The sequence below is a fragment of the Streptomyces sp. NBC_01788 genome (assembly GCF_035917575.1).
Lineage (GTDB): Bacteria > Actinomycetota > Actinomycetes > Streptomycetales > Streptomycetaceae > Streptomyces.
Genome location: NZ_CP109090.1, coordinates 7,571,502 through 7,592,390, shown reverse-complemented (window position 1 = coordinate 7,592,390; position 20,889 = coordinate 7,571,502). Strand labels below are relative to the sequence as shown.

Annotated in this window: 24 protein-coding genes; 13 read left to right on the top strand and 11 right to left on the bottom strand. The window is 72.9% G+C overall.

The annotated features are described in order from the left end of the window. The first annotated feature begins 26 nt into the window (after nt 1–26). The gene (locus OIE49_RS33745; RefSeq protein WP_326805604.1) at nt 27–326 is read left to right on the top strand and encodes a DUF4235 domain-containing protein; all 300 of its coding nucleotides are present in this window, start codon (nt 27–29) and stop codon (nt 324–326) included. A 115-nt stretch (nt 327–441) separates the two neighbouring features. Here the strand turns inward: OIE49_RS33745 and OIE49_RS33740 are convergent, their stop codons facing one another. Then, nucleotides 442–834, bottom strand: coding sequence for a VOC family protein (locus OIE49_RS33740; protein WP_326805603.1), 393 nt, complete (start codon nt 832–834; stop codon nt 442–444). 227 nt (nt 835–1,061) lie between these two features. Here OIE49_RS33740 and OIE49_RS33735 point away from each other — a divergent pair, with 227 nt between their 5' ends. Beyond that, nucleotides 1,062–2,018, top strand: coding sequence for an NADP-dependent oxidoreductase (locus tag OIE49_RS33735; RefSeq protein WP_326806401.1), 957 nt, complete (start codon nt 1,062–1,064; stop codon nt 2,016–2,018). Nucleotides 2,019–2,084: 66 nt separating this feature from the next. Here the strand turns inward: OIE49_RS33735 and OIE49_RS33730 are convergent, their stop codons facing one another. Together OIE49_RS33730 and OIE49_RS33725 are read right to left on the bottom strand one after the other, a co-directional pair. After that, nucleotides 2,085–2,468, bottom strand: a complete 384-nt coding sequence (locus tag OIE49_RS33730; RefSeq protein WP_100571364.1) for an anti-sigma factor antagonist — start codon at nt 2,466–2,468, stop codon at nt 2,085–2,087. A gap of 165 nt (nt 2,469–2,633) precedes the next feature. Beyond that, nucleotides 2,634–3,602, bottom strand: a complete 969-nt coding sequence (locus tag OIE49_RS33725) for a ribose-phosphate diphosphokinase (RefSeq protein WP_326806400.1) — start codon at nt 3,600–3,602, stop codon at nt 2,634–2,636. Nucleotides 3,603–3,791: 189 nt separating this feature from the next. Between OIE49_RS33725 and OIE49_RS33720 the strand changes: the two genes are divergently transcribed. Next, on the top strand, nt 3,792–4,454 hold the full coding sequence (locus OIE49_RS33720) for a DUF4230 domain-containing protein (protein ID WP_326805602.1): 663 nt from the start codon (nt 3,792–3,794) through the stop codon (nt 4,452–4,454). A gap of 33 nt (nt 4,455–4,487) precedes the next feature. Here OIE49_RS33720 and OIE49_RS37245 read toward each other — a convergent pair whose 3' ends face one another. Then, nucleotides 4,488–4,616, bottom strand: a complete 129-nt coding sequence (locus tag OIE49_RS37245; RefSeq protein WP_401739943.1) for a DUF6980 family protein — start codon at nt 4,614–4,616, stop codon at nt 4,488–4,490. Nucleotides 4,617–4,622: 6 nt separating this feature from the next. After that, nucleotides 4,623–4,877, bottom strand: a complete 255-nt coding sequence (locus OIE49_RS33715) for a hypothetical protein (protein WP_326805601.1) — start codon at nt 4,875–4,877, stop codon at nt 4,623–4,625. A gap of 63 nt (nt 4,878–4,940) precedes the next feature. Here OIE49_RS33715 and OIE49_RS33710 point away from each other — a divergent pair, with 63 nt between their 5' ends. Continuing rightward, complete coding sequence (locus OIE49_RS33710; RefSeq protein WP_326805600.1) at nt 4,941–5,495, top strand: VanZ family protein; 555 nt, start codon at nt 4,941–4,943, stop codon at nt 5,493–5,495. 127 nt (nt 5,496–5,622) lie between these two features. Continuing rightward, the gene (locus tag OIE49_RS33705) at nt 5,623–6,879 is read left to right on the top strand and encodes a ricin-type beta-trefoil lectin domain protein (RefSeq protein ID WP_326805599.1); all 1,257 of its coding nucleotides are present in this window, start codon (nt 5,623–5,625) and stop codon (nt 6,877–6,879) included. Between the two features lie 48 nt (nt 6,880–6,927). On the opposite strand, the gene OIE49_RS33700 is transcribed toward OIE49_RS33705, so the two are convergent. Continuing rightward, nucleotides 6,928–7,164 carry a hypothetical protein gene (locus OIE49_RS33700; protein ID WP_326805598.1) on the bottom strand — a complete coding sequence of 79 codons (237 nt, stop codon included), beginning with the start codon at nt 7,162–7,164 and terminating at the stop codon, nt 6,928–6,930. Nucleotides 7,165–7,272: 108 nt separating this feature from the next. On the opposite strand from OIE49_RS33700, the gene OIE49_RS33695 reads away from it, so the two are divergent. Then, entirely contained in the window at nt 7,273–8,292 is a 1,020-nt protein-coding gene (locus OIE49_RS33695) for a PHP domain-containing protein (protein WP_326805597.1), read from the top strand. A gap of 97 nt (nt 8,293–8,389) precedes the next feature. Continuing rightward, nucleotides 8,390–9,418: an SDR family oxidoreductase gene (locus OIE49_RS33690; RefSeq protein ID WP_326805596.1), complete on the top strand. Its 1,029-nt coding sequence runs from the start codon at nt 8,390–8,392 to the stop codon at nt 9,416–9,418. Between the two features lie 27 nt (nt 9,419–9,445). On the opposite strand, the gene OIE49_RS33685 is transcribed toward OIE49_RS33690, so the two are convergent. Next, nucleotides 9,446–9,925 (bottom strand): DUF6624 domain-containing protein, encoded by a 480-nt coding sequence (locus OIE49_RS33685; protein WP_326805595.1) that lies wholly within the window; start codon nt 9,923–9,925, stop codon nt 9,446–9,448. A gap of 800 nt (nt 9,926–10,725) precedes the next feature. Beyond that, entirely contained in the window at nt 10,726–11,403 is a 678-nt protein-coding gene (locus OIE49_RS33680; protein WP_326805594.1) for an ATP-binding protein, read from the bottom strand. 280 nt (nt 11,404–11,683) lie between these two features. Between OIE49_RS33680 and OIE49_RS33675 the strand changes: the two genes are divergently transcribed. From OIE49_RS33675 to OIE49_RS33665, 3 genes are all read left to right on the top strand, one after another. Beyond that, nucleotides 11,684–12,505, top strand: a complete 822-nt coding sequence (locus tag OIE49_RS33675; RefSeq protein ID WP_326806399.1) for a helix-turn-helix domain-containing protein — start codon at nt 11,684–11,686, stop codon at nt 12,503–12,505. A 3-nt stretch (nt 12,506–12,508) separates the two neighbouring features. Beyond that, the gene (locus OIE49_RS33670; RefSeq protein ID WP_100571356.1) at nt 12,509–12,754 is read left to right on the top strand and encodes a DUF397 domain-containing protein; all 246 of its coding nucleotides are present in this window, start codon (nt 12,509–12,511) and stop codon (nt 12,752–12,754) included. A gap of 228 nt (nt 12,755–12,982) precedes the next feature. After that, on the top strand, nt 12,983–13,792 hold the full coding sequence (locus OIE49_RS33665; protein ID WP_326805593.1) for an SAM-dependent methyltransferase: 810 nt from the start codon (nt 12,983–12,985) through the stop codon (nt 13,790–13,792). Nucleotides 13,793–13,829: 37 nt separating this feature from the next. On the opposite strand, the gene OIE49_RS33660 is transcribed toward OIE49_RS33665, so the two are convergent. The 3 genes from OIE49_RS33660 to OIE49_RS33650 form a co-directional block, all read right to left on the bottom strand. Next, complete coding sequence (locus OIE49_RS33660) at nt 13,830–15,041, bottom strand: cysteine desulfurase-like protein (protein ID WP_326805592.1); 1,212 nt, start codon at nt 15,039–15,041, stop codon at nt 13,830–13,832. A 74-nt stretch (nt 15,042–15,115) separates the two neighbouring features. Then, nucleotides 15,116–16,402 carry an ROK family transcriptional regulator gene (locus OIE49_RS33655; protein WP_326805591.1) on the bottom strand — a complete coding sequence of 429 codons (1,287 nt, stop codon included), beginning with the start codon at nt 16,400–16,402 and terminating at the stop codon, nt 15,116–15,118. Between the two features lie 91 nt (nt 16,403–16,493). Continuing rightward, nucleotides 16,494–17,504, bottom strand: coding sequence for a phosphotransferase family protein (locus OIE49_RS33650; protein ID WP_326805590.1), 1,011 nt, complete (start codon nt 17,502–17,504; stop codon nt 16,494–16,496). 84 nt (nt 17,505–17,588) lie between these two features. Here OIE49_RS33650 and OIE49_RS33645 point away from each other — a divergent pair, with 84 nt between their 5' ends. Genes OIE49_RS33645 through OIE49_RS33635 form a run of 3 tightly spaced genes read left to right on the top strand, consistent with a single transcriptional unit; the run spans nt 17,589 to nt 20,489 of the window. Continuing rightward, nucleotides 17,589–18,083: an FBP domain-containing protein gene (locus tag OIE49_RS33645; protein WP_100571351.1), complete on the top strand. Its 495-nt coding sequence runs from the start codon at nt 17,589–17,591 to the stop codon at nt 18,081–18,083. 52 nt (nt 18,084–18,135) lie between these two features. Then, nucleotides 18,136–19,443 carry an FUSC family protein gene (locus tag OIE49_RS33640; RefSeq protein ID WP_100571350.1) on the top strand — a complete coding sequence of 436 codons (1,308 nt, stop codon included), beginning with the start codon at nt 18,136–18,138 and terminating at the stop codon, nt 19,441–19,443. Next, nucleotides 19,440–20,489: a hypothetical protein gene (locus OIE49_RS33635; RefSeq protein WP_326805589.1), complete on the top strand. Its 1,050-nt coding sequence runs from the start codon at nt 19,440–19,442 to the stop codon at nt 20,487–20,489. Before OIE49_RS33640 ends, OIE49_RS33635 begins: the two co-directional genes overlap by 4 nt. Nucleotides 20,490–20,889: the final 400 nt, after the last annotated feature.

Below are 20,889 nucleotides of genomic sequence, written 5' to 3'. Positions count from 1 at the left end.
CCCCCGTACCGGCGAAGGAGACACCGATGGCCAAGAAGAAGCTCAAGCTCCCGCTCGCATACCAGCCCGTCGGCTTCTTGCTGGGCTGGGCCGGCGGCGCGCTGGCGGGCCTGGCCTTCCGCGCGACGTGGAAGGCCATCCGCCACGAGGACGAGGCGCCCGAGCCGCTCGACGAGAACCGCCGCTGGGGGGAGATCCTGCTCGCCGCGGCCGTACAGGGCGCCATCTTCGCCGTCGTGCGCGGCGCCGTCGACCGGGCGGGCGCCACCGCCGTCGAACGCTCGATCGGCGTCTGGCCCGCCAAGGTCAGGAACGACCACGACTGACCCGTAGCGCTGTGGAACCCCGGCCACCCTGGCCTGCCGCCGACCGCGACCGGCGCCGCGCCTCCCGGCACGGCGGCCGGCCGTCACCGCCCGCCCGGCCCGGCGCCGGGTGGGGTCAGCCCTGCTTGGGGCCGACCTCGGGGACGCGGCGGAGCGTGAAGGTGTGGCCGGCCGGGTCGGAGCAGCCGCGCTCCTCGTACGGGCCGGGGGCGTCCTTGGCTTCGAGCGGGCGGCCGCCGAGTTCGACGACCCGGCGTTCAGCCGCGTCCAGGTCGTCCACCAGGAAGTCCAGGTGGATCTGGAGCGAGTTCTCCGGGCGCGGCCAGCTCGGCGGTGTCGCGCCCGCGTCACGGCGGAAGGCGAGCCGGAGTCCGTCGGCGGCCCTGATCTGCACCAGGTTCGCGGTCACGTCCGTCTCCCGCGCCTGGAGCAACTCCTTGTAGAACACGGCGAGTTTCTCGGGCTCGGCGCAGTCGAGCACCACGACGCCCGCGTTCACCAGTGGCATGTCTCCTCCGTAGGGTCCGGCGGCGGGACGTGAGTGTCCAGCCGCCCTCCTTCCCGGATATCCCGGCCCCGCGGATTCAGGCACGCGCGGAGGGCGAGCGCCGGCTGACCTGACCGCCCGCCAGGTCCGGGCAGTGGCAGGAGAGTCCGGGCCGCGGGACGCGCCGCCGGATGAGCGGGCGGGCGCGGGCGGACTGGTTCACCATGAACGGCATGGAGGCGAACGGCATGGAGACGAACGGCTCGGGGACGATGCGCGCGATCAGTCAGGACGTGCTCGGCGGTCCCGAGGTGCTGCGGGAAGTCGAACTGGAGCGGCCCGTGCCCAGGGCCAACGAGGTGCTGGTGCGGGTGCGGGCCGCCGGGCTGAACCCCACGGACTGGAAACACCGGGCCGGCGGCCTCTTCTTGGGACAGCCGCCGTTCGTACTGGGCTGGGACGTCTCCGGGGTGGTCGAGGCAACGGGCGTCGGCGCCTCCCTCTTCCGGCCCGGAGACGAGGTCTTCGGCATGCTCTCGTACCCGTTCGGCCACGGCTCGCACGCCGAGTACGTGACCGCCCCGGCCCGGGTCTTCGCGCCGAAGCCGACCGGGATCGACCACATCCAGGCGGGCGCGCTGCCGCTGGTGTCGCTGACCGCGTGGCAGGCGCTGGTGGAGCGGGCGGATCTCCGGGCGGGGCAGCGGGTGCTGGTCCACGCGGCGGCCGGCGGAGTCGGCCATGTGGCCGTGCAGATCGCCAAGGCGCGCGGCGCGTACGTCTTCGGCACCGCCGGCGCCGGCAAGCAGGACTTCCTGCGCGGCATCGGCGTGGACGAGCCGGTCGACTACCACTCCACCGACTTCACCGAGGCGGCACGGGACGTCGACGTCGTACTGGACCCCATCGGCGGGGAGACCTCGCTCCGTTCGCTGCGGGTCCTGCGGCCCGGCGGGATCGTGGTGTCGATCGTGCCGGTCGGCTCCGACGACCTCTACCGCGAGGCCGGGCGGCTCGGCGTGCGGGCGGTCCGGATGCTCGTCGACGCCGACCACCACGGCATGCGTCGGATCGCTCGGCTCGTCGACGAGGGCGGGCTGCGCGCCACGATCGCCGGGACCTTCCCGCTGGCCGAGGCCGCCAGGGCGCACGAGGCCGGCGAAACCGGCCGGACCACGGGCAAGCTGGTCCTGCTGATGGACTGACGCCCGACGTCCGGGCACACCGGTCCGGCGGCGTGCCTGATCAGGTCGAACCGGCGGCGCGCCCGGTCACACCGAGCCGGACGCGGCCCCGTGCTGTTCCAGGGCCGCCTCCAGCGTCGGCTGCGGGGGCAGCAGCCGGGACAGGCCGGTCACCCTCAGGATGCGGAGGGTCAGCGGGTGCGTGCACACGAGGTGCAGCTCCCCGCCGTGGTCGAGGACCCTGCCGCGGGCCCGGTAGAGCAGGCGCAGCCCCGAGCAGTCGAAGAAGTCCACCCGGCTCAGGTCGATCACGACCCGGGCCCCGGGCGGTGCGGTTGCCCGGTCGATGTGGGGGGCGATCTGCGCCTCGGCGACGATGTCTATCTCGCCCCGGAACTCGAGCACCGTGTGCCCTCGGTCCCGGTGGACACGCAGATGCCGGGTGAACGACGGCGCAGGTTCCTGCTGCACGACGACCTTCCCCTCCAGCCGGCTCCTCGTACGACGGGCTCGGAGATCACAGCATCCCCCGGTGTTCGAGGCCCAACACCCCTACCCGCTCAGCAAGTTACCCTCGTAAGAGTGAATTCCAGCATGTTCGGTTGACATATGTCTCCGAATTCTGGCCGACTGTGACTACTCGCCGGGCGGCGCGTCGAACAGGGCGCTCACCGACTCGCCGTTGTGGATGCGGCGCACGGCCTCGGCGAGGGCCGGGGCGATGGAGAGGATCCGCAGCTTGTCCTTGTGGTCCCGGTACTCCTCGCCCTCCGACGGCACCGGCACGGTGTTGGTGCACACGATCTCCAGGACGTCGCTCTGCTCGGTCAGCCGTTTGAGGGCGCCCGCCGCGAACAGGCCGTGGGTGCAGGCGACGCGGATCGAGCGGGGTCCCAACTCGCGCAACCGATCGAGCAGTTCGAGCACCGTACTGCCCTTGGCGATCTCGTCGTCCAGCACGATGACGTCCCGCCCGGCCACGTCGCCGATGACGGAGCTGATGGTCACCCGGTCGTCGGCGTAGCGCTGCTTGGCCCCGGCGGCCACCCGGGCCCCGATCATCCGGGCGAACGCGGCCGCCTCCTTGGCGTTGCCCAGGTCCGGGGAGACCACGGTGGTGCGGGACAGGTCGTACTGCCGGAAGTGCTCGGCGAGTTCACGCAGCGCGTGCAGGTGGTCGACGGGCACCGAGAAGAAGCCGTGCACCTGCGGGGCGTGCAGCGTCATCGTCAGGACCCGGCTCGCGCCCGCCGCTACCAGCAGGTCGGCCACCAGCCGACCGCCCAGCGAGATGCGCGGGGCGTCCTTCTTGTCGGAGCGGGCGTAGGAGTAGTGCGGCATCACGACGGTGATCCGCCCGGCGGACGCGCCGCGGGCGGCGTCGCACATCAGGAGCAACTCGACGAGGTGCTCCTGTACCGGCTTGACCAGCGGCTGGATGAGGAAGACGTCCCGCTCCCGACAGTTCGCACGGAGCTGCACCTCCAGGCAGTCGTTGGCGAACCGGCTGACCCGCGCCGGGCTGAGGGGTACGCCCAGATGCGCGCACACCTCCGCCGCCAGGTCGGGGTGGGCACTGCCGCTGAACACCGCGATGTCTCGCACGATCCGCTCCTCGCTGATCATTCCGACTCCCGGCTCATGCTACTGATCGCGCGCCGACGGGCCGCGGCACACCCGCTGCCGGGGCAAGGCAGGCGCCCGCGCGCCGCGGCCGCCCTTCGTCCGGCCAACTGACCGGTCTGGCAAAGGATTTGGCGGGCATTCTGAGGAGGAAGGAAGGAGAACCGTGGGATGACGACTGCCCCCGAGCGAGTCACCCGGCGCATGCCCGGCTGGGCGAAGGCGGTGAGTGCCGTCGTGGTGGTACTGGCGCTGCTGTTCGCCGGTGTCGCGCTGGCCGTGCTGCCCGGCATCAAGGACCTGTTCGGCACCGAGACGCACGACCGCTCGGGCCCCGCGCTGCTGAAGTCGATCCAGGACCTGAGCCGCTACGACGCCGCCTCCGGCAACTTCCAGGTCGTCGTGGACCTGGAGAAGGACACCAAGTACCTGCCCGACGCGATCCGCGGCACCCGCACCCTCTACGTCGGGGCCGGCACCGTGGACGCCTACGTGGACCTCGGCGGGCTCGGTGACCAGGACGTGACGGTCGACGGCGACCGCACCACCGCCACCCTGCGGCTGCCGCACGCGCGGCTCGGCCGCCCGGCCCTGGACTCGGACCACTCCTACGCCGTCTCCAAGCAGCGCGGTCTGCTCGACCGGCTCGGCGACCTGTTCTCCGACAACCCGAACAGCGAACAGGCCGTACAGCGCCTCGCGGTCGAGCACATCGCCGACGCGGCCAAGGACAGCGGCCTGACGGCCCGCGCCGAGACCAACACCACCGGCATGCTCGAAGGCCTCCTCAAGTCCCTCGGCTTCAAGGAGGTCCACATCACGTACAGCCCCTGAACGGCCCCCGGGCCGCGCCGGCCGGAGGTTCCGTCACTCCCGCCGCGACTTCGCAAGATGCCGTCCGCACCAGGGACAGAAGTCGATGGTGATACTCGATGTGCCGCCGTCATGGATGATCAGCCCGTAACTCTGGCACTCGGCGCTGTAGTCGATCAGCACATCCGGTCAGGCGTAGGGGTCGTCGTGCACGTCGCAGCGCATGTTCACATGGCTGCTCATCGCCTCACAGCAGTGGTTGCTCATGGCCTCGGTTCTCGTGGAGGGGCGGTCGTCGCCGGCATCGGCACGCGCCTGATCATCCATGGCCACGGCGGGGCGCCGGAAATCCGTCCTGCGCGCGATGTCCGGTTGGACGATGTCGTCGGCCGGCCGTCCAAGGCCGATCCCGTGGCGCAGGCCCCCCACGGCAGGGCGAGGCATCCTCCGTCGGTTCGCGGGTAAAAGGGTTGTCTGGCAAGGGAGTTGGCGTCCGGGAGGAGTGGCATGAGCCGGGTGGCGTTCAATCCGCGTACGGTTTTCCGCCCGCGCGGGGCAAGGGGCCGGGCCAAAGCCGACGGGCGGCCGGGCGGCGGCGTCCGCCGGCCCGCGCCCTGGCCGCTGCGGTTGCTGGCGATGCTGTGCGCCTTCGCCTTCATGGTGGCGTTCGCGGTCGTCCTGGCGAAGCTGACGCTGGAGCCGTCGCCCGCGTCGGCGTCCATCGCGCACAGCAATCTACGCCCGGGAAGCTCGCTCCGGGCCTATCTGGAGGGGGCGCAGACACGGGAGGCGGTCAAGCAGCTCGGCGGGAACGTGCTGCTCGGGGTGCCGTTCGGCGTGCTGGTACCGGTCGTGGCGCCGGGGGCGCGCAAAGTCCTGCCGGTGCTGCTGCTCACCGCGACGGTGATGCTGCTCGTGGAGTTCGCGCAGGGCGCGCTGATCACCGGGCGGGCCTTCGACATCGACGACGTCATCCTCAACACCTCGGGCGCGCTGCTGGGTTGGTTACTCCTGGGCCGGCGCATGGGCCGGGCCGTGCACGCGCGCAGGCCGCGTGAGTGATGGCCGGAATTGGTCCGTACCATGTATTGACGCTCCCTTATCTCACTCCTTGAATCAAGGGCGACACATTCACCCCCCCACAACGGTCGGCGGCCCGGGCCCGGGCTGCCGCACGGAAGGGAGAGCCGTGGCACGTCCACGCCTGCTCCGCAGATGCCTGTTCGCCGCCCTGTCCGCCGTCCTGGCCGGTTCCGCCGCCATCGGCCCGGCACAGGCAGACTCCCCGAAGGCGGCCACCCCCACGGCGGCCACCCCGAAGGCGGCCGCCGCCGTCACGTTCTCCGACAACTTCGACGGTCCCGCCGGCGCGGCCGTCGACTCCTCCAAGTGGCAGATCGAGACCGGCGACAACGTCAACAACCACGAGCGGCAGTACTACACGTCGGGCAACAAGAACGCGGCCCTGGACGGCCAGGGCCACCTGGTCATCACCGCGCGTCGGGAGAATCCTTCCAACTACCAGTGCTGGTACGGCACATGCCAGTACACCTCCGCCCGGCTGAACACCTCCGGGAAGTTCTCCGCGCAGTACGGGCACGTGGAGGCCCGGATGAAGATCCCGCGGGGGCAGGGCATGTGGCCCGCGTTCTGGATGCTCGGGACGCCGGTCAACTGGCCGGACTCCGGCGAGATCGACATCATGGAGAACGTCGGTTTCGAGCCGTCCAGCGTCCACGGCACGATCCACGGCCCCGGCTACTCCGGCTCGGGCGGCATCGGCGCGGGCTACACGCTGCCGAACGGGCAGGCCTTCGCGGACGCCTTCCACACCTTCGCCGTCGACTGGGCGCCGAACTCGATCACCTGGTCCGTGGACGGCAACGTCTACCAGCGGCGTACGCCTGCCGACCTCGGCGGCAAGACGTGGGTGTTCAACAAGCCGTTCTTCCTGATCCTGAACCTGGCCGTGGGCGGTTACTGGCCGGGCGACCCGGACGGCTCCACCTCCTTCCCGCAGCAGCTCGTGGTCGACTCGGTCTCGGTGACCACCAGTGACACGGCCGGTGGCGTCGCGATCCGGGGGCTGGCCGGCAAGTGCGTGGACGTGGCCGCGGCGAACTCCGCCAACGGCACCCCCGTACAGCTCTACGACTGCAACGGCAGCGCCGCCCAGCAGTGGACGGTCGGCTCGGACGGCACCCTGCGCGCGCTCGGCAAGTGCCTCGACGTCACGGACCGCGGCACGGCGGACGGCTCCACGGTCCAGCTCTGGGACTGCGGCGGCGGTGCGAACCAGAAGTGGGTCGTCTCCTCCGCGCACGACATCGTCAACCCGCAGGCGAACAAGTGTCTGGATGTCACCGGCAACAATTCCGCCAACGGCACCCGGCTGCAGATCTGGACCTGCACGGGCGGCGCCAACCAGAAGTGGACGGTGGGCTGATTCCCCGGACCGGCACTGGCGGCAGGTACACGCGGTCGGCGCACGCCGCTAGTGCACGGTCCAGGTGAACTTGTCGCCGCCGACCCAGCGGATCACGTCCGGATCGTCGAGGTCGTGGATGCTGATGCCGAAGGCGGCGGCGGCTGTCAGTACGTCGATGACGGTCTTCGCCTCACCGACCACCTCGCCGTCGATCTCCACGATCCGGAAGGGCGGACTGCCCGGCTGCACGGCCAGCACAAGGATCCGCGGCCGCGAAATGTAGGGCGTAGCGACTTCGGTCATGTCATCCAGCCTAGAACGCCTACCGCGGCGACGGGCTTTCCGGTGCCGTCGGGCCTCCGCGTGATGCGGTACCGGCGGCACCGGGCAACCCTGGGGGTGGAGGTGGCGATGGACCCTGTCGAGGCACTGGACCGGATCGCCTTCCTGCTGGAGCGGTCCCTGGCGCCGACCTACCGGGTGCGCGCCTTCCGCACCGCCTCCCGGGTGCTGTCCGGGCTGCCCGGGCAGGAGGTGACCGACCGGGCCGCGGCCGGGACGCTCGAGTCGCTCAAGGGCGTCGGCCCGAAGACCGCCCAGGTCGTGCGGGAGGCGCTGACCGGGCAGGTGCCCGGTTATCTGCGCGCACTGGAGGACGAGGCCGGCGAACCGCTCGCTCAGGGCGGCGAACGGCTGCGGGCGCTGCTGCGCGGTGACTGCCATCTGCACTCCGACTGGTCCGACGGCGGCAGCCCGATCGAGGAGATGGGCCGGACCGCGGCGCGCCTCGGGCACGAGTGGGCGGTGCTGACGGACCACTCGCCGCGGCTGACGGTGGCCCGCGGGCTGTCCGCCGAGCGGCTGCGCGAGCAACTGGACGTGGTCGCGGAGCTGAACCGGACCTGGGCCCCGTTCCGGCTGCTGACCGGCATCGAGTGCGACATCCTCGACGACGGCTCGCTCGACCAGGATCCCGGGCTGCTGGAGCGGCTGGACGTCGTGGTGGTGTCGGTGCACTCCAAACTGCGGATGGACGCCCGGTCGATGACCCGCCGCATGGTGGCCGCCGTACGCGATCCGCACTCCGACGTGCTCGGCCACTGCACCGGGCGGCTGCTGACCGGGCGGGGGCGTCCGGAGTCGGAGTTCGACGCGGACGCGGTGTTCGCCGCGTGCGCCGAGACCGGCACGGCCGTGGAGATCAACAGCCGCCCGGAGCGGCTCGACCCGCCGCGGCGGCTGCTGCGCCGGGCCGTCGATGCCGGTGTGCTGTTCTCCGTCGACACCGACGCCCACGCACCCGGCCAGCTGGACTGGCAGATCCACGGATGCGCGCGGGCCGAGGAGTGCGGGGTGCCACCGGAGCGCGTGGTGACCACGTGGCCCGGGGAGCAGCTGCTGGACTGGGCCCGCGAGCGGCGGACGCCGTGAGGCGTGCCGGGCGGTCCGGGTCCGTGCGGTCCGCGTCGGCCGGCCGGGACCGGGTACTCGGGTGCGCACTGGCAGCCGCCGCCGAGAGGAGCCGAAGGTGAGCAGCGCTTCGGGCAGCCGGGTCGTCGTCACGGGCGCCACCGGCAATGTCGGCACGAGTGTCGTACGCGTCCTGTCCGAGGATCCGGAGATCGGGTCCATACGGGGACTGGCCCGCCGGATCCCGCAGTGGTCGCCGCCGAAGACGCAGTGGTCGGCGGTGGACGTGTCCTTCGAGCAGTCCGGGCTGGCCGGGGAGTTCGCGGGCGCCGACACGGTGATCCATCTGGCCTGGGCCTTCCAGCCCACGCACGATCCGGCGGCCACCTGGCGCACCAACGTGCTGGGCAGCATGCGGGTCTTCGAAGCGGTGGCCGCGGCGCGGGTTCCGGTCCTGGTGCACGCCTCGTCGGTCGGCGCCTACTCACCGGGGCCGAAGGACCACGCGGTGGACGAGTCGTGGCCGACCCACGGCTGGCCGGACGCCGCGTACTGCCGGGAGAAGGCGTATCTGGAACGGGCCCTGGACACCTTCGAGCGGGACCATCCGGATGTGCGGGTGGTCCGGATGCGCCCGGCCTTCCTGTTCAAGCGGGAGTCGGCGAGCGAGCAGCGGCGGATCTTCGCCGGGCGGTTCCTGCCGGGGCAGCTGGCCCGACCCGAGCTGATGCCGTTCCTGCCCGACATCCCGGGCCTGCGGGTGCAGGCTCTGCACACGGACGACGCCGCCCGGGCCTACCGGCTGGCGCTCACGAACGAGGTGCGGGGAGCGTTCAATCTGGCCGCCGAGCCGCCGCTGGACGCGCGGGTGCTGGGTGAGCTGCTCGGCTCCCGGCCCGTACGGCTGCCGCGCACAGCCGCCCGTTCGGCGATCGCCGCCGCATGGGGGCTGCGGCTGCTGCCCGCCTCGCCCCAGTTGTTCGACGCGGTCCTCCACCTGCCCCTGATGGACTGCACCCGGGCGCACGTCGAGCTGGGCTGGCGGCCGGAGCGTACGGCGACCGAGGTCCTCCAGGAGTTCCTCCAGGGGTTGCAACGGGGCGAGGGGGAGGACACGGAGCCGCTGCGGGGCCGCAAGGTGGGGTGAGCAGCGTGCGGGCCGGCCCCGGGATTGTCAGCCGTGCGCGCGCAGCGCCCGCATCTGTTCCTCCAGCGGACCGAGTCCGACGTCCCGGCGGCGCTCGTCGAGGGTCTGCGGGCGGCGCACGGGGTACGGGCGGAGGGTGGCGGGGTTGATCCGCGTGCCGTAGAACTGCGGCTCGCCCAGTTCGACGGCGCAGTGGTCGGCGATGTAGGCCAGGTGCACGGCGGGGCAGCGTCCGTCCGCGGTGGCCTGCGCGACCAGATCCCGGCAGCGCAGCCGGAAGTCCAGGTCAGGGGCGTGCAGCAGGATCATCAGAGCGGCCGTCGAGGCGGCTCCGCCCACGGCCTCCACGGTCGGCCAGCCGTGCCGACGCACGATCACCGCGAGGGCCTCGGCGTTGCCCCGCCGGCACTCCGCCACCTTCCGCCGCCGCTCCGCGGTGGGCGCTGACCCCGTCTCCCTCGTCACCTCCCGATCAGCCTCGGCCCGGCGCACGAGCTCGTCCGCCACAAGAGAGGCAGCCTCCCCGGCCAACGCCACCACACCATGACCACCGACCGCCACCACGTCCTGCCCGCCCGACGCCAAGACCACGTCCCGCTGCCCGCCCGGGCGAACCGCATCCTGCCCGCCCGAGTGCGCTGTGCCTCGCCCCACGTGCGGCATCGCTCCTTGCTCGACCGGTGGCACAGCGTCCTGCCCGCCCGAGGGTCCCGCGCCTGGCCCGACCGGCGACACCACACCGCGCCCGCCTGGCTGCAGCACGCCCTGCCCGACCGGCGGCACCGGGCCCTGCCGCACCCCTCGCCCACTCTGCGGCACCACCCCCTGGCCGCCCGACGACCCCGCCTCTCGCCCACACGACGCCACACCTTGCCCGACCGACAGCAACACGTCCTGCTCACCCGGCGACACCGGGTCCTGTCCCACCCGTGGCATCGCACCTTGCCCGTCCGACGACACCAGGGCCTGCCCGTCCGAGGGCAGCCGGTCCAGCGGCGCCGCGCCTCGCTCACCCAAGGGCGCCGCGCCTCGCCGGACCGGCGACGCCACACCGCGCCCGCCTGGCTGCAGCACGTCCTGCCCACCCGGCGACACCGAGCCCTGCCCAACCGGCGGCAGCACCGCGTCCTGCGTGCCCGGCGACGCCACGACGCCCCTGCCCGGCGGGGTCGGCCCGGCCTGAACCGGTGTCGGGCCGACCGAGGTTGTGGGGGCAGGCGGGACCGTGTGGGGTGTCGGGGTCGCGGGGCCGCCGGTCGGGCCGCGGGGTGTCCTGGGCGTGCCCACGGGGTGGTCCGGGGTGGCCGTCATGGGGACGGGCTTCCTTGGTGGCGGAGGGTGAACCAGACTCTCTTGCCGGGGCGGCCCGGTTCAGGTGGGGACATGCCCCAGTCGTCGGCCAGGGCGGCCACGATGGCGAGTCCGCGGCCCGACTCCGCGGTCGCGTCGGCCGGTCGTGGCCGGGGCAGCACCGGCGAGGAGTCCGCCACGGTCACGCGGAGGGCGTGAGCGCTGCCCTCCACGGTCACCGTGACCGTGTCGTCCGGGTCGGTGCGCGCGTGCTTGACCGCGTTGGCGAACAACTCGTCCGTGGCGAGCACCGCCCCGTCGCGCTGATCGGCCGACAGCGGCAGCCGGGCGAGTTGCCCGGCGACCAGGCGCCGTACGGCCGCCGCCCAGGAGGGGTCGGCGGGCACGGTGGAGCGGATGCGGAAGGGGTCGTCCGAGCCGGCCCCAGCTGTCCCCGCGGCGACGGCCGACCGGTGCCCGGCGTCCGCCGACGCGGGGACAGCAGGTCGGTGCCCGGCGTCCGCCGGGGCGGGCGGCGGTCCAGGGCGTCGGCCGCCGGATGCCGTCATCGGTCCGAAGGCGGCATCCTGCGTCCGGACGGCCGCGCTCGTCCGCGCGCCCCGGGCGGGTCCGGGGTCGTCCGGGCTCCTCGACTGTCCGTCGGTCACGGTGGCCATCCAGGTCTCGCGTCGCATGCCCGTTCGGGGCCGGGCATCCACATCTGGCGGTATGTCAATTCGGCTTGCTGATCAGGGCAGTTGGCCGCCCCCGACGGCCCGCTGCACGACAGCTCACCCTGTCACTATGGTGTCGGACACACGCGGCCCGCAACCTGCGTTCTGATAATTTCAGAACGTTCACCAACACCCTGTCTGCGTCGTCGATGACATGTCACACTGCACGCGACGATGGCCGTTCGGGAGGTAGGACGTGAGGGAGAACCGCTCAGGCGGGAGCGCGCCCACCGTCCTGCGGATGGTCCTCGGCAAGCGTCTGCGGCACCTGCGGGAGCGGGCCGGGGTCTCCTTCGAGGACGCGGCACGGGCCATCGAGGTCACGCCCTTGACGGTCCGCCGGATAGAGAAGGCGGAGGTCGGCCTGCGCATCCCGTACGTCAGGGAGCTGTTGCGCACCTACGGCGTTCCCGTACGGGAGATCGACGACTTCGTCACCCTGGCCCGCGAGGCCAACCGGCCCGGCTGGTGGTACAAGTACCGCGACGTGCTGCCGGAGTGGTTCAAGGCGTACGTGAGCCTGGAGAGCGAGGCCAGCGTCATCCGCCTCTACGAACCCCACTACGTGCCCGGCCTGTTGCAGACCCGCGAGTACGCCACCGCGCTCATGCGCGTCGGCTTCCCCAACGAGTCGAAGGAGGAGATCGCCCGCCGCGTCGACCTGCGCCTGAGACGTCAGGACCTGCTCGCCAAGCCGGACGGCCCGGCCGTGTGGGCCATCCTCGACGAGACCGTGCTGCGCCGGCCCGTCGGCGGTCCCGAGGTGATGCGGGCCCAGCTCGACCGCATGGTCGAGGTGCTCCGGATGCCGAAGGTCAGCGTCCAGATCATGCCCTACTCGGTGGGGGCCCACCCGGGCGCCTTCGGCCCCTTCCACCACTTCCGCTTCGGCTTCTCCGAACTGCCCGACGTCGTCTACACCGAGAACCTCGCGGGCTCGGTGTACTACGACCGGCCGGACGACGTCGTGACCTATCTCGAAGTCCTGGACCGGATGTCCGTGCAGGCGGAACCGGTCGCACGCACCAGGGACGTCCTGGGCGAACTGCTTGAGGAGTTGTGATACATGGCATCCGACACCCCCCTCCACAGCGGCATGCCGGCCGCCGACCTGGGCGCCGCGGGCTGGCACAAGCCCTGGAGCGGCACCAACGGCGGCTCCTGCGTCGAAGCCAAGCGCCTGCCCGACGGCACGGTGGCCCTGCGTCAGTCCACCGACCCCGAGGGACCCGCACTGCTCTACAGCCGGGACGAGATGATCGCGTTCCTCCGGGGCGTCAAGGCCGGCCAGGCGGACTTCCTGGTCGACTGAGCCGGGACCGGAACCGGACCCCGGAGCGAACCCGGACCGGGATCGGAAGGTCCCGGTCCGCGGCGGTGGCGGCCCTCGGACCCCGAGTCCTGCAGCCCCCGCGACCCCCGGACCCTCACCCGGCCCCGCACTTCCCCGTCAGCCTGCTGAACTCGGGCCGCGCATAAGGACGTTGACGCTAGGTTGAAGTCAGACACCGACCGCGGCACCGACAGCAGGAGACCCCCCATGGCAGACAGCGAGCTCACCCCGGACCAGGACGCGCTGTCCAAGATCGACACCACGGTGCCGCACTCGGCCCGCATCTGGAACTACTGGATGGGCGGCAAGGACAACTACGAGGTCGACCGGATCGCGGGCGACGCCTACCGCGAGCACGCGCCGACCATCGGGACGATGGCCCGTGCCTCCCGCCAGTACCTGATCCGCGCCGTGACCTACGTGGCCGGCGACCTCGGCATCCGCCAGTTCCTCGACATCGGCACCGGATTGCCGACCTACGACAACACCCACCAGGTCGCCCAGCGCATCGCCCCCGAGTCGCGCATCGTCTACGTCGACAACGACCCGCTGGTGCTGCGCCACGCCCAGGCCCTGCTCACCAGCACCCCCGAGGGTCTGACCGAGTACATCGACGCGGATCTGCACGACCCCGAGGCGATCATCGAGCGGGCGGGCAAGATCCTCGACTTCGGCCGGCCGGTCGCCCTCATGCTGATGGGCATCCTCGGCCACATCCAGGACTACGAGGAGGCCAAGTCGATCGTCCGCCGCCTCCAGGCCGCCCTGCCCTCCGGCAGCTGCTTCGTGCACTACGACAGCACCGACACCGACCAGGCGCTCAAGGAGGCCCAGCAGGGCTACGACGACACCGGCGCCGTCCCGTACGTGCTGCGCAGCCCGGAGCAACTGGTCGCCTACTACGAGGGACTCGAGCTGTTCGAGCCCGGCATCGTCTCCTGTCCGCTGTGGCGTCCCGAGCCGGGCACCAGGACCGAGCCCACGGACATCCACGGTGGCGTGGCCCGCAAGCCCTGACCCCCGGGGAGGCGGAACTCGCGGGCCGCGCCCCGGCCTACGGCGCCGTGCGCAGGAAGTCCGCGAGCGCCTCCAGGAGGCGGTCCACGTCCTCCTCGTCGTTGTACGGGGCCAGCCCGATCCTGAGGCCGCCGGTGTCGCCCAGACCGAGCCGACGGGAGGCCTCCAGGGCGTAGAACGCGCCCGAGGGCACCGCGACGGAGCGTCCGGCCAGGTGACGGTAGGCGTCGACGGTGCTGCGGCCCTCGACGGTCAGCAGCAGGGTCGGGGTGCGCTCGGCCGCGCGCGAGTGCACGGTGATCCCCGGGAGGCGGGACAACCCCTCCTCGATCCGGCGGCGCAGGACGTCCTCGTGCCGTTCGAGCGAGCCGAAGGAGGCGAGGAGCCGCTCCCGCCGGGTGCCGCGCGCCGACGAATCCATCCCGGCGAGGAAGTCCACGGCGGCCCGGGTGCCGGCCAGCAGTTCGTAGGGCAGGGTGCCGAGTTCGAAGCGCTCGGGGACCGCGTCGGACGAGGGCAGCAGCTTGTCCGGGCGCAGGGTCTCCAGCAGGTCGGGGCGGCTCGCCACGACGCCGAGGTGCGGGCCGAGGAACTTGTACGGGGAGCAGGCGAAGAAGTCCGCGCCCAGGGCCGCGAGGTCGACCGGGACATGGGCGGTGAAGTGCACGCCGTCGACGTAGAACAGGGCGCCGTGCTCGTGGACGAGGGACGCGATCGCGGGCAGGTCCGGGCGGGTGCCGATCAGGTTGGAGGCGGCGGTGACCGCGACCAGCCGGGTGCGGTCGGAGAGCTGGTCGGCGATGTGCCCGGCGGTCAGTTCGCCGGTCGCCGGATCGAAGTCGGCCCAGCGCACGACGGCTCCCACGGCCTCGGCGGCCTGGACCCAGGGCCGGATGTTGGCGTCGTGGTCGAGCCGGGTGACGACGACCTCGTCGCCCGGCGCCCACGTCCTGGCCAGGGCGCGCGAGAAGTCGTACGTCAACTGGGTGGCGCTGCGCCCGAAGACGACCCCGGACGGCTCGGCGGCCAGCAGGTCCGCCATGGCCTGCCGGGCGGCGGCGACGCAGTCCTCGGCGTTGCGCTCGCCCAGGGTCGTCGACCCGCGGTTGGACAGCGGACCGGCCAGCGCCTCGGCGACGGCGTCGATGACCGGCTGCGGCGTCTGGCTGCCGCCCGGACCGTCGAAATGGGCCCACCCGGCCTTCAGGGCCGGAAACTGCGCGCGGACACCGGCGATGTCATACGTCACGGAACACTCCTTCGCACACTCCTGGTGAGGGATGCGTCCCCATGATCCATCGCCCCGCGCCCCGGCGACAGCCCCTACGACCTGCGTTCTTCCAGGGCCGTCCGCCAGGCGGGGACCGGCTCCTCGGGGGCCGGTTCGGCGCGGCGGCCACCGCGGGTGAAGAAGTCGGCGAGGGGCAGGATCGCGGCGCCGACGGTGACCGCGTCCGGGCCCAGTCTGCCCAGGTCGATGGTCACCCGCTCGGCGGGGTGCCGCAGGGCGTAGGCGGTCGCGTGGCGGCGTACGGCGGGCAGGAAGCGGGGGCCGAGCTGAAGGCCGGCCCAGCCGCCGATGAGGATGCGCTCGGGCTGGAACAGGTTGATCAGGTCGGACAGGCCGGCGCCCAGGTATTCGGCGGTCTCCTCCAGCACCGCGACCGCCACGGGGTCGGCGGCGGTGCCCTCGGGCGGGTGGGCGGCGGCCAGCAGGGCGGTGAGCGCGGTCTCCTCGTCGGTGCCCCGCGGCGGCCGGCCGCCCTCCTCGCGCCAGCGGGCGAGCAGGGACTCCGCACCGGCGTACGCCTCCAGGCAGCCCAGGGCGCCGCAGCGACAGCGGCGTCCTCGTACCCGTACCGTCAGATGTCCCCACTCCACGGCCCGGCCGCGTTCCACCTCAGGGGTGACCAGGCAGGCGCCGACGCCGGAGCCGAAGAGCACCACGACCGCGTTGCGGGCGCCGCGTCCGGCGCCGAACCACATCTCCGCCTGGCCCAGCGTCTTGGCGCCGTTGTCGATGAAGTACGGCACGCCGTCCGGCAGCCGGGACCCGGTGCGCAGCAGGGACTCCAGGGGTACCGCGTCCCAGCCGATGGTCTGCCCGTGCACGACGGCACCGCGGTCGGGAGTGGGTTCGACGATGCCGGGGACGCCGATGCCGACCCCGAGGAGGCGCTCCGGGGGCAGGTCGGCCACGGCCAGGACCTCGGCGATCCCGTCCCGGATGTGCCCGGTGATCACCTCGACGTCGTAGCCCTGGGCCTCCAGGGGCCTTTCGGTGCGCGCCAGTTCGGTGAGGGTGAGGTCGAACAGCTCGACGCGGACCCGGGTCTCGCCGACGTCCACGCCGATCATGTGGCCGCTGCCCGGCGCGACGCGCAGCAGGGTGCGCGGGCGGCCGCCGTCGGAGTCGACGCTGCCGGCCTCCTCGACGAGGCCGTCGGCGACCAGGTCGGCGACGACGTTGCTGACCGAGCCGGAGCTGAGGCCGGTCGCGGGGCCGAGCTCGAAGCGGCTGAGTGGGCCGTCGAAGTAGAGCCGTTGCAGTACGGCCGAACGGTTGCCCCTTCTGAGATCGCGCACCGTGCGCCCGTTCCGCCCCGCCATGTGGCTCCCTCCCGAACCGTGCCCGAGCTGCAACATACCGCCGCGGGCCGTCCGGGCGCGACTTCTGGCGGTCCTTAGTCCACGCAATAAATTAAGAGGTGACGGCAAGTCGGCCGATCTCCTCGACGGCGGCGGACAGTTGGGGGGCGACATGGTCGCGCACCCAGTGTTCGTGATCCGGCCCCAGGGCGCGCGGAATCGTCTCGGTGAGCATGATCAGGTAGAGGTAGCTGCGGTACAGCGCGAGCCGCATGCGGGCGGTGCGGCCGAACTCGGCCCGGCCGCCGGCCGCGTGGTAGCCGGCGAGGAACGCCTCGTCCTCGCGGATGTCCCCGAGCAGGGCGAGCGAGACGAAGTCGGCCGCCGGATCGCCCCAGAACATGCGCTCGCCGTCGATCAGGCCCCCGATGCGGACGCCTGCCTCCGAGCGGTCGAGCAGGATGTTGCCCGGCCACAGGTCGAAGTGGACCAGGCGTGGCACGGCGATCTCGTCCAGGGCGCCGTACGCGGCCTCGGCCGTGCGGGCGATCTCGTCGGCGGGCCGGGGCAGCGGGGCGCCGTGGTGGCGGGCGTCGTCGAGGACGGCGGCGTACATGGCGGTGAAGGCGGTGCGCCAGTCGGGGGCGAGCGGGCCGAGCGCGCCGGAGGGGTAGCCGAAGCCGGGGCCGGTCACCCGGTGGAGCCGGGCCACCTGGCCGCCGAGGCGGGCGCGCAGGCCGGCCGCTTCGGCGTCCGTCACCGACGCGTCCCAGGGCTCGCCGGGGCAGGCGGTCATCAGCAGGTGGCGCCGGCCCGCGTCCTCGCCCTCCGCGACCACGCGCGGCGCGGGCACTCCGGCCCGCGCGGCCCCGCGGCAGAACTCGGCCTCGCCGACGAGGAGGTCCCTCTCGTAGCGCAGGCCGGGCGCGGTGGAGGCGGGCGGGATCTTCAGCACGTACCGGGCGCCGTCGGCCAGGCACAGCTCCTCCACGCTGTTGTACGTGCCGCCGCCCAGCGCGCGGAGCCGGGCGAGCCGGTCCGGCGGGACGCCCGCGGCCCGCAGCGCGCGCCGGGCCCGCTCCCAGGACCGCGCAGGCCGCGCGTCCGGGTCACCGAAATCCATTGGACCCCCCTTTCGGTTCCTGCTTACCCTAGCCGCAAAACTAATCCCCTTAGGCAACTTGTGCTGTCATTTCCGGAGGCCCCCATGAGATCACTGACCGAGCAGGACGTGCGCGACTCGTTCGTGAACTGCTCCAAGGGCGAGGCCAAGCGCCTGTCCGTCCCCAGGGACCTCGGTGATCGCCCCTGGGACGACCTGGACTTCCTGGGCTGGCGCGATCCGGGAGCGCCCGACCGCAGCTATCTGGTCACCGAGCGGGAGGGCCGGCTCATGGGCGTGACCCTGCGCTTCCCCGCCTCGCAGCGCGGGTTCCTGCACCGCAGCATGTGCTCGCTGTGCCTGACCACGCACCGCGGGGGCGGGGTCTCGTTGATGACCGCCCGCAAGGCCGGAGCGGCGGGCCGCGAGGGCAACTCGGTCGGCGTGTACATGTGCACCGACCTCGCCTGCTCGCTCTATGTGCGCGGAAAGAAGGTCCCGGACTCCGGCGCGCGCTTCGAGGAGAGCCTCACGCTGGAGCAGCAGATCGCCCGCACCACGGCCAACCTGGCGGCCTTCCTCGACAAGCTGTACGTCTGACCGCACCGCCCGGTCACGTTCGGCCCCGCGCGATCGGGGAACTGCGCAAGGGATGCGGAAGGTACGTGACTGGACCCCGTCCCTGGCTCGGGTGGTGAAGCGGCACCGGGACCCCGTGGTCGTACAGGCGCTGCGCTCCACGACCGCCGCGACGATCGCGTATGTGATCGCGTTGCGGCTGAGTCCGGAGCCCGCGCCGTTGACGGCGCCGCTGACGGCTCTGCTCGTCGTCCAGGTGACCCTCTACTCCACGCTGACCACCGGGATCCGCCGGGTGAACTCGGTGGTGGCCGGGGTGCTCGTGGCCATCGCCTTCTCCTTGCTGGTGGGGCTGACCTGGTGGAGCCTCGCCCTGGTGATCCTGGCGGCGCTGGCGGTCGGGCACCTGGTGCGGGTGGACGAGTTCGTGCCCGAGGTGGCGATCAGCGCGATGCTGGTCCTCGGCGTCACCGCCGTGGGCAGTACCGCCTCGGCGCGGGTCGAGGAGACGCTGATCGGGGCGGTGGTCGGCCTCGGCTGCAATCTGCTGCTCGCTCCCCCGGTGTGGACCGAACAGGCCGGAGCGTCGATCGAGGGCCTGGCCCGCCGCGTGCGGCAGCTGATGCTGCGGATGGCCGAGGAGGCGGCCGGGCATCCGCCCGTGGAGCGCGCCGCGGAGCAGCTGCACGAGGCCCGCCGTCTGGACCACGACATCTCCGAGGTGGACGCCGCCCTCAGGCAGGCCGAGGACAGCCTGCGGCTCAATCCGCGGGTGCGCGAGGGCCTGCTGCACCGGGTGGTGCTGCGCACCGGACTTGACACGCTGGAGATCTGCACGGTCGTGCTGCGCGTGCTGGCACGCACCTTCACCGACCTGGCGAAGCAGCGGGCCCCCGAGCCGATGTTCTCGCCGCAGACCGGTGCCCTGGTGCAGGAGCTGCTGTGCGAGATCTCCGACGCGGTGGTCAGCTTCGCGGTGCTGGTCACCACGGACGTCAGCGTGAGCGCGGAGGAGGCCGAGTCCCGGCTGGCCGCACAGCTTCGGCAGACCTCCGCCGCCCGCGACAAGGTGGCGCGGCTGCTGCTGGAGGAGGTGCAGCGGGACGCGAGCCAGTGGCAGCTGTACGGCGCGGTGATCACCGAGGTGGACCGGATCATCGACGAGATGGACACCGAGCACCGTTCCCGCCGGCTCCTGGAGGAGCTGGACCGTTACACCCGCGCCCAGCGCGAGCGCGCCCCGCGGCTGACCCGGCTCGGGGACCGGCTGGGCGCCCCGGTCCGGCAGCGGCGGAACCGCGCGGGCGTCGCGGAGCGTTCTGTGCGTCAGGGGCGCGGTCGCAGGACGGCGCGGTCCTGTGAGGGAGGGGAGCAGGCATGACCGGATCGACGGTGCGGATCGACGGGAACACGCTGTGGTTGCCGGGCGGTGTGGCGGTGCGGTTCATCCGCACTCTGCGGCTGCCGGAGAAAGGTACGCATCCGCTGCCGCCGGGGCTGGGCGAGTTCCCGGTCCGGCGGGTGGCCGACTACGCGGACTCGGTGCCCGAGCAGTGGCGGTCGCGCGGCGGCGTGATGCTGCCGGTGTATCTGCGCGAGGCGATGTGGCTGAGCTTCGCGGGCACGACCGAGCCGGCCGCCCTTCAGGTCGGCGTGGGCAAGGTGTGCGCGGTGTCGGGCCGGCCGTGGAGCGACCGGCTGTCCCGCGACCCGCAGAACTACCTGGTGCTGCCCCGCCAGCCCTGGCTGGACGGCATCAACTCCGGCAAGGGCACCGTGCGCCAGTTCGTCGCCGTGCCGCTGGGCCTGGGGGCGAGCGTCGAGGGCCAGGTCACGGGCGAGGAGGTGTGGGGCGGCGTCCAGTTGCAGACGTTCCCGCTGAACGACGCCGAACTGGCCCGGTGGCGCGAGGAGGAGCGGCAGCGGCGGGAGGCGGACCGGTCGACCATGATCTGCGGCGGCGCCCCCATGGCGGCAGCTGCGGCGGCGCCCGCGCCTGCCGCGCCCGCGCCCGGCGCCGCGCCTGCCGCGCCCCGCCGGGCCGCGCCCGCCATGGGGCTCGGTGTCGGCGGCTCCATGCGCCAGGAGGTGTACCGGGACGACCGGCCGCCGGGCGCCTGGTCCGCGCGGCCCGCGGGGCGGGTGTTCGTGCACCTGGTGACGCCTCCGCAGTGGCGCCGTATCACCGGCGAGGCTCCCCCGCCGTCGCCCGTGGACCGCGCCGCGTACACGAGCGCCGGGCTGCCCTGGTTCGACTACTACGACCAGGACGCCGAGGACCTCTCCCCCACCGACGCGCTGTCGGCGGTGCGCCCGGCCGGCGACTGGCTCGGCGACGACCACGAGCCGTGGCAGGAGCCGTCACCGCACCAGGTGCACCCCCTGAAGGGCGCGCCGGGCAAGCCGGTGGAGGACGGGGACTGGTAGGCACACCGGTCTGCCACCGAACGGATCCGGAACGCGCCGACGAGGCCGCAAGCCGCCACGCGTGGGTGCGGCCGGCCCCGGCACGCACGGCGGTGCGACCGGCCCGGCTACGCCGCCCACGGTGGTGCTGGCACGGGCGGTCCGCGAGCCGCCGCGCGTCGGTGCGGCCGGCCCCGGCGCACACGGCGGTCGCCCAACCCCGTTCGCCGGCACGAGCGGGCCGCGAACCGCCACGCGTCAGTGCGGCCGGCGGTCGCCCCCGCGCCTCGGTGCGGCCGACCCCGGCACGCACGGCAGTCGCCCAACCCCGTTCGCCGGCCCGGCCGGAAGCCGGCCCGGGCACGCCGCCCATGGCGGCGCGGGCGGGCCGTGAACCGCCACGCGTCGGTGCGGCTGGGTC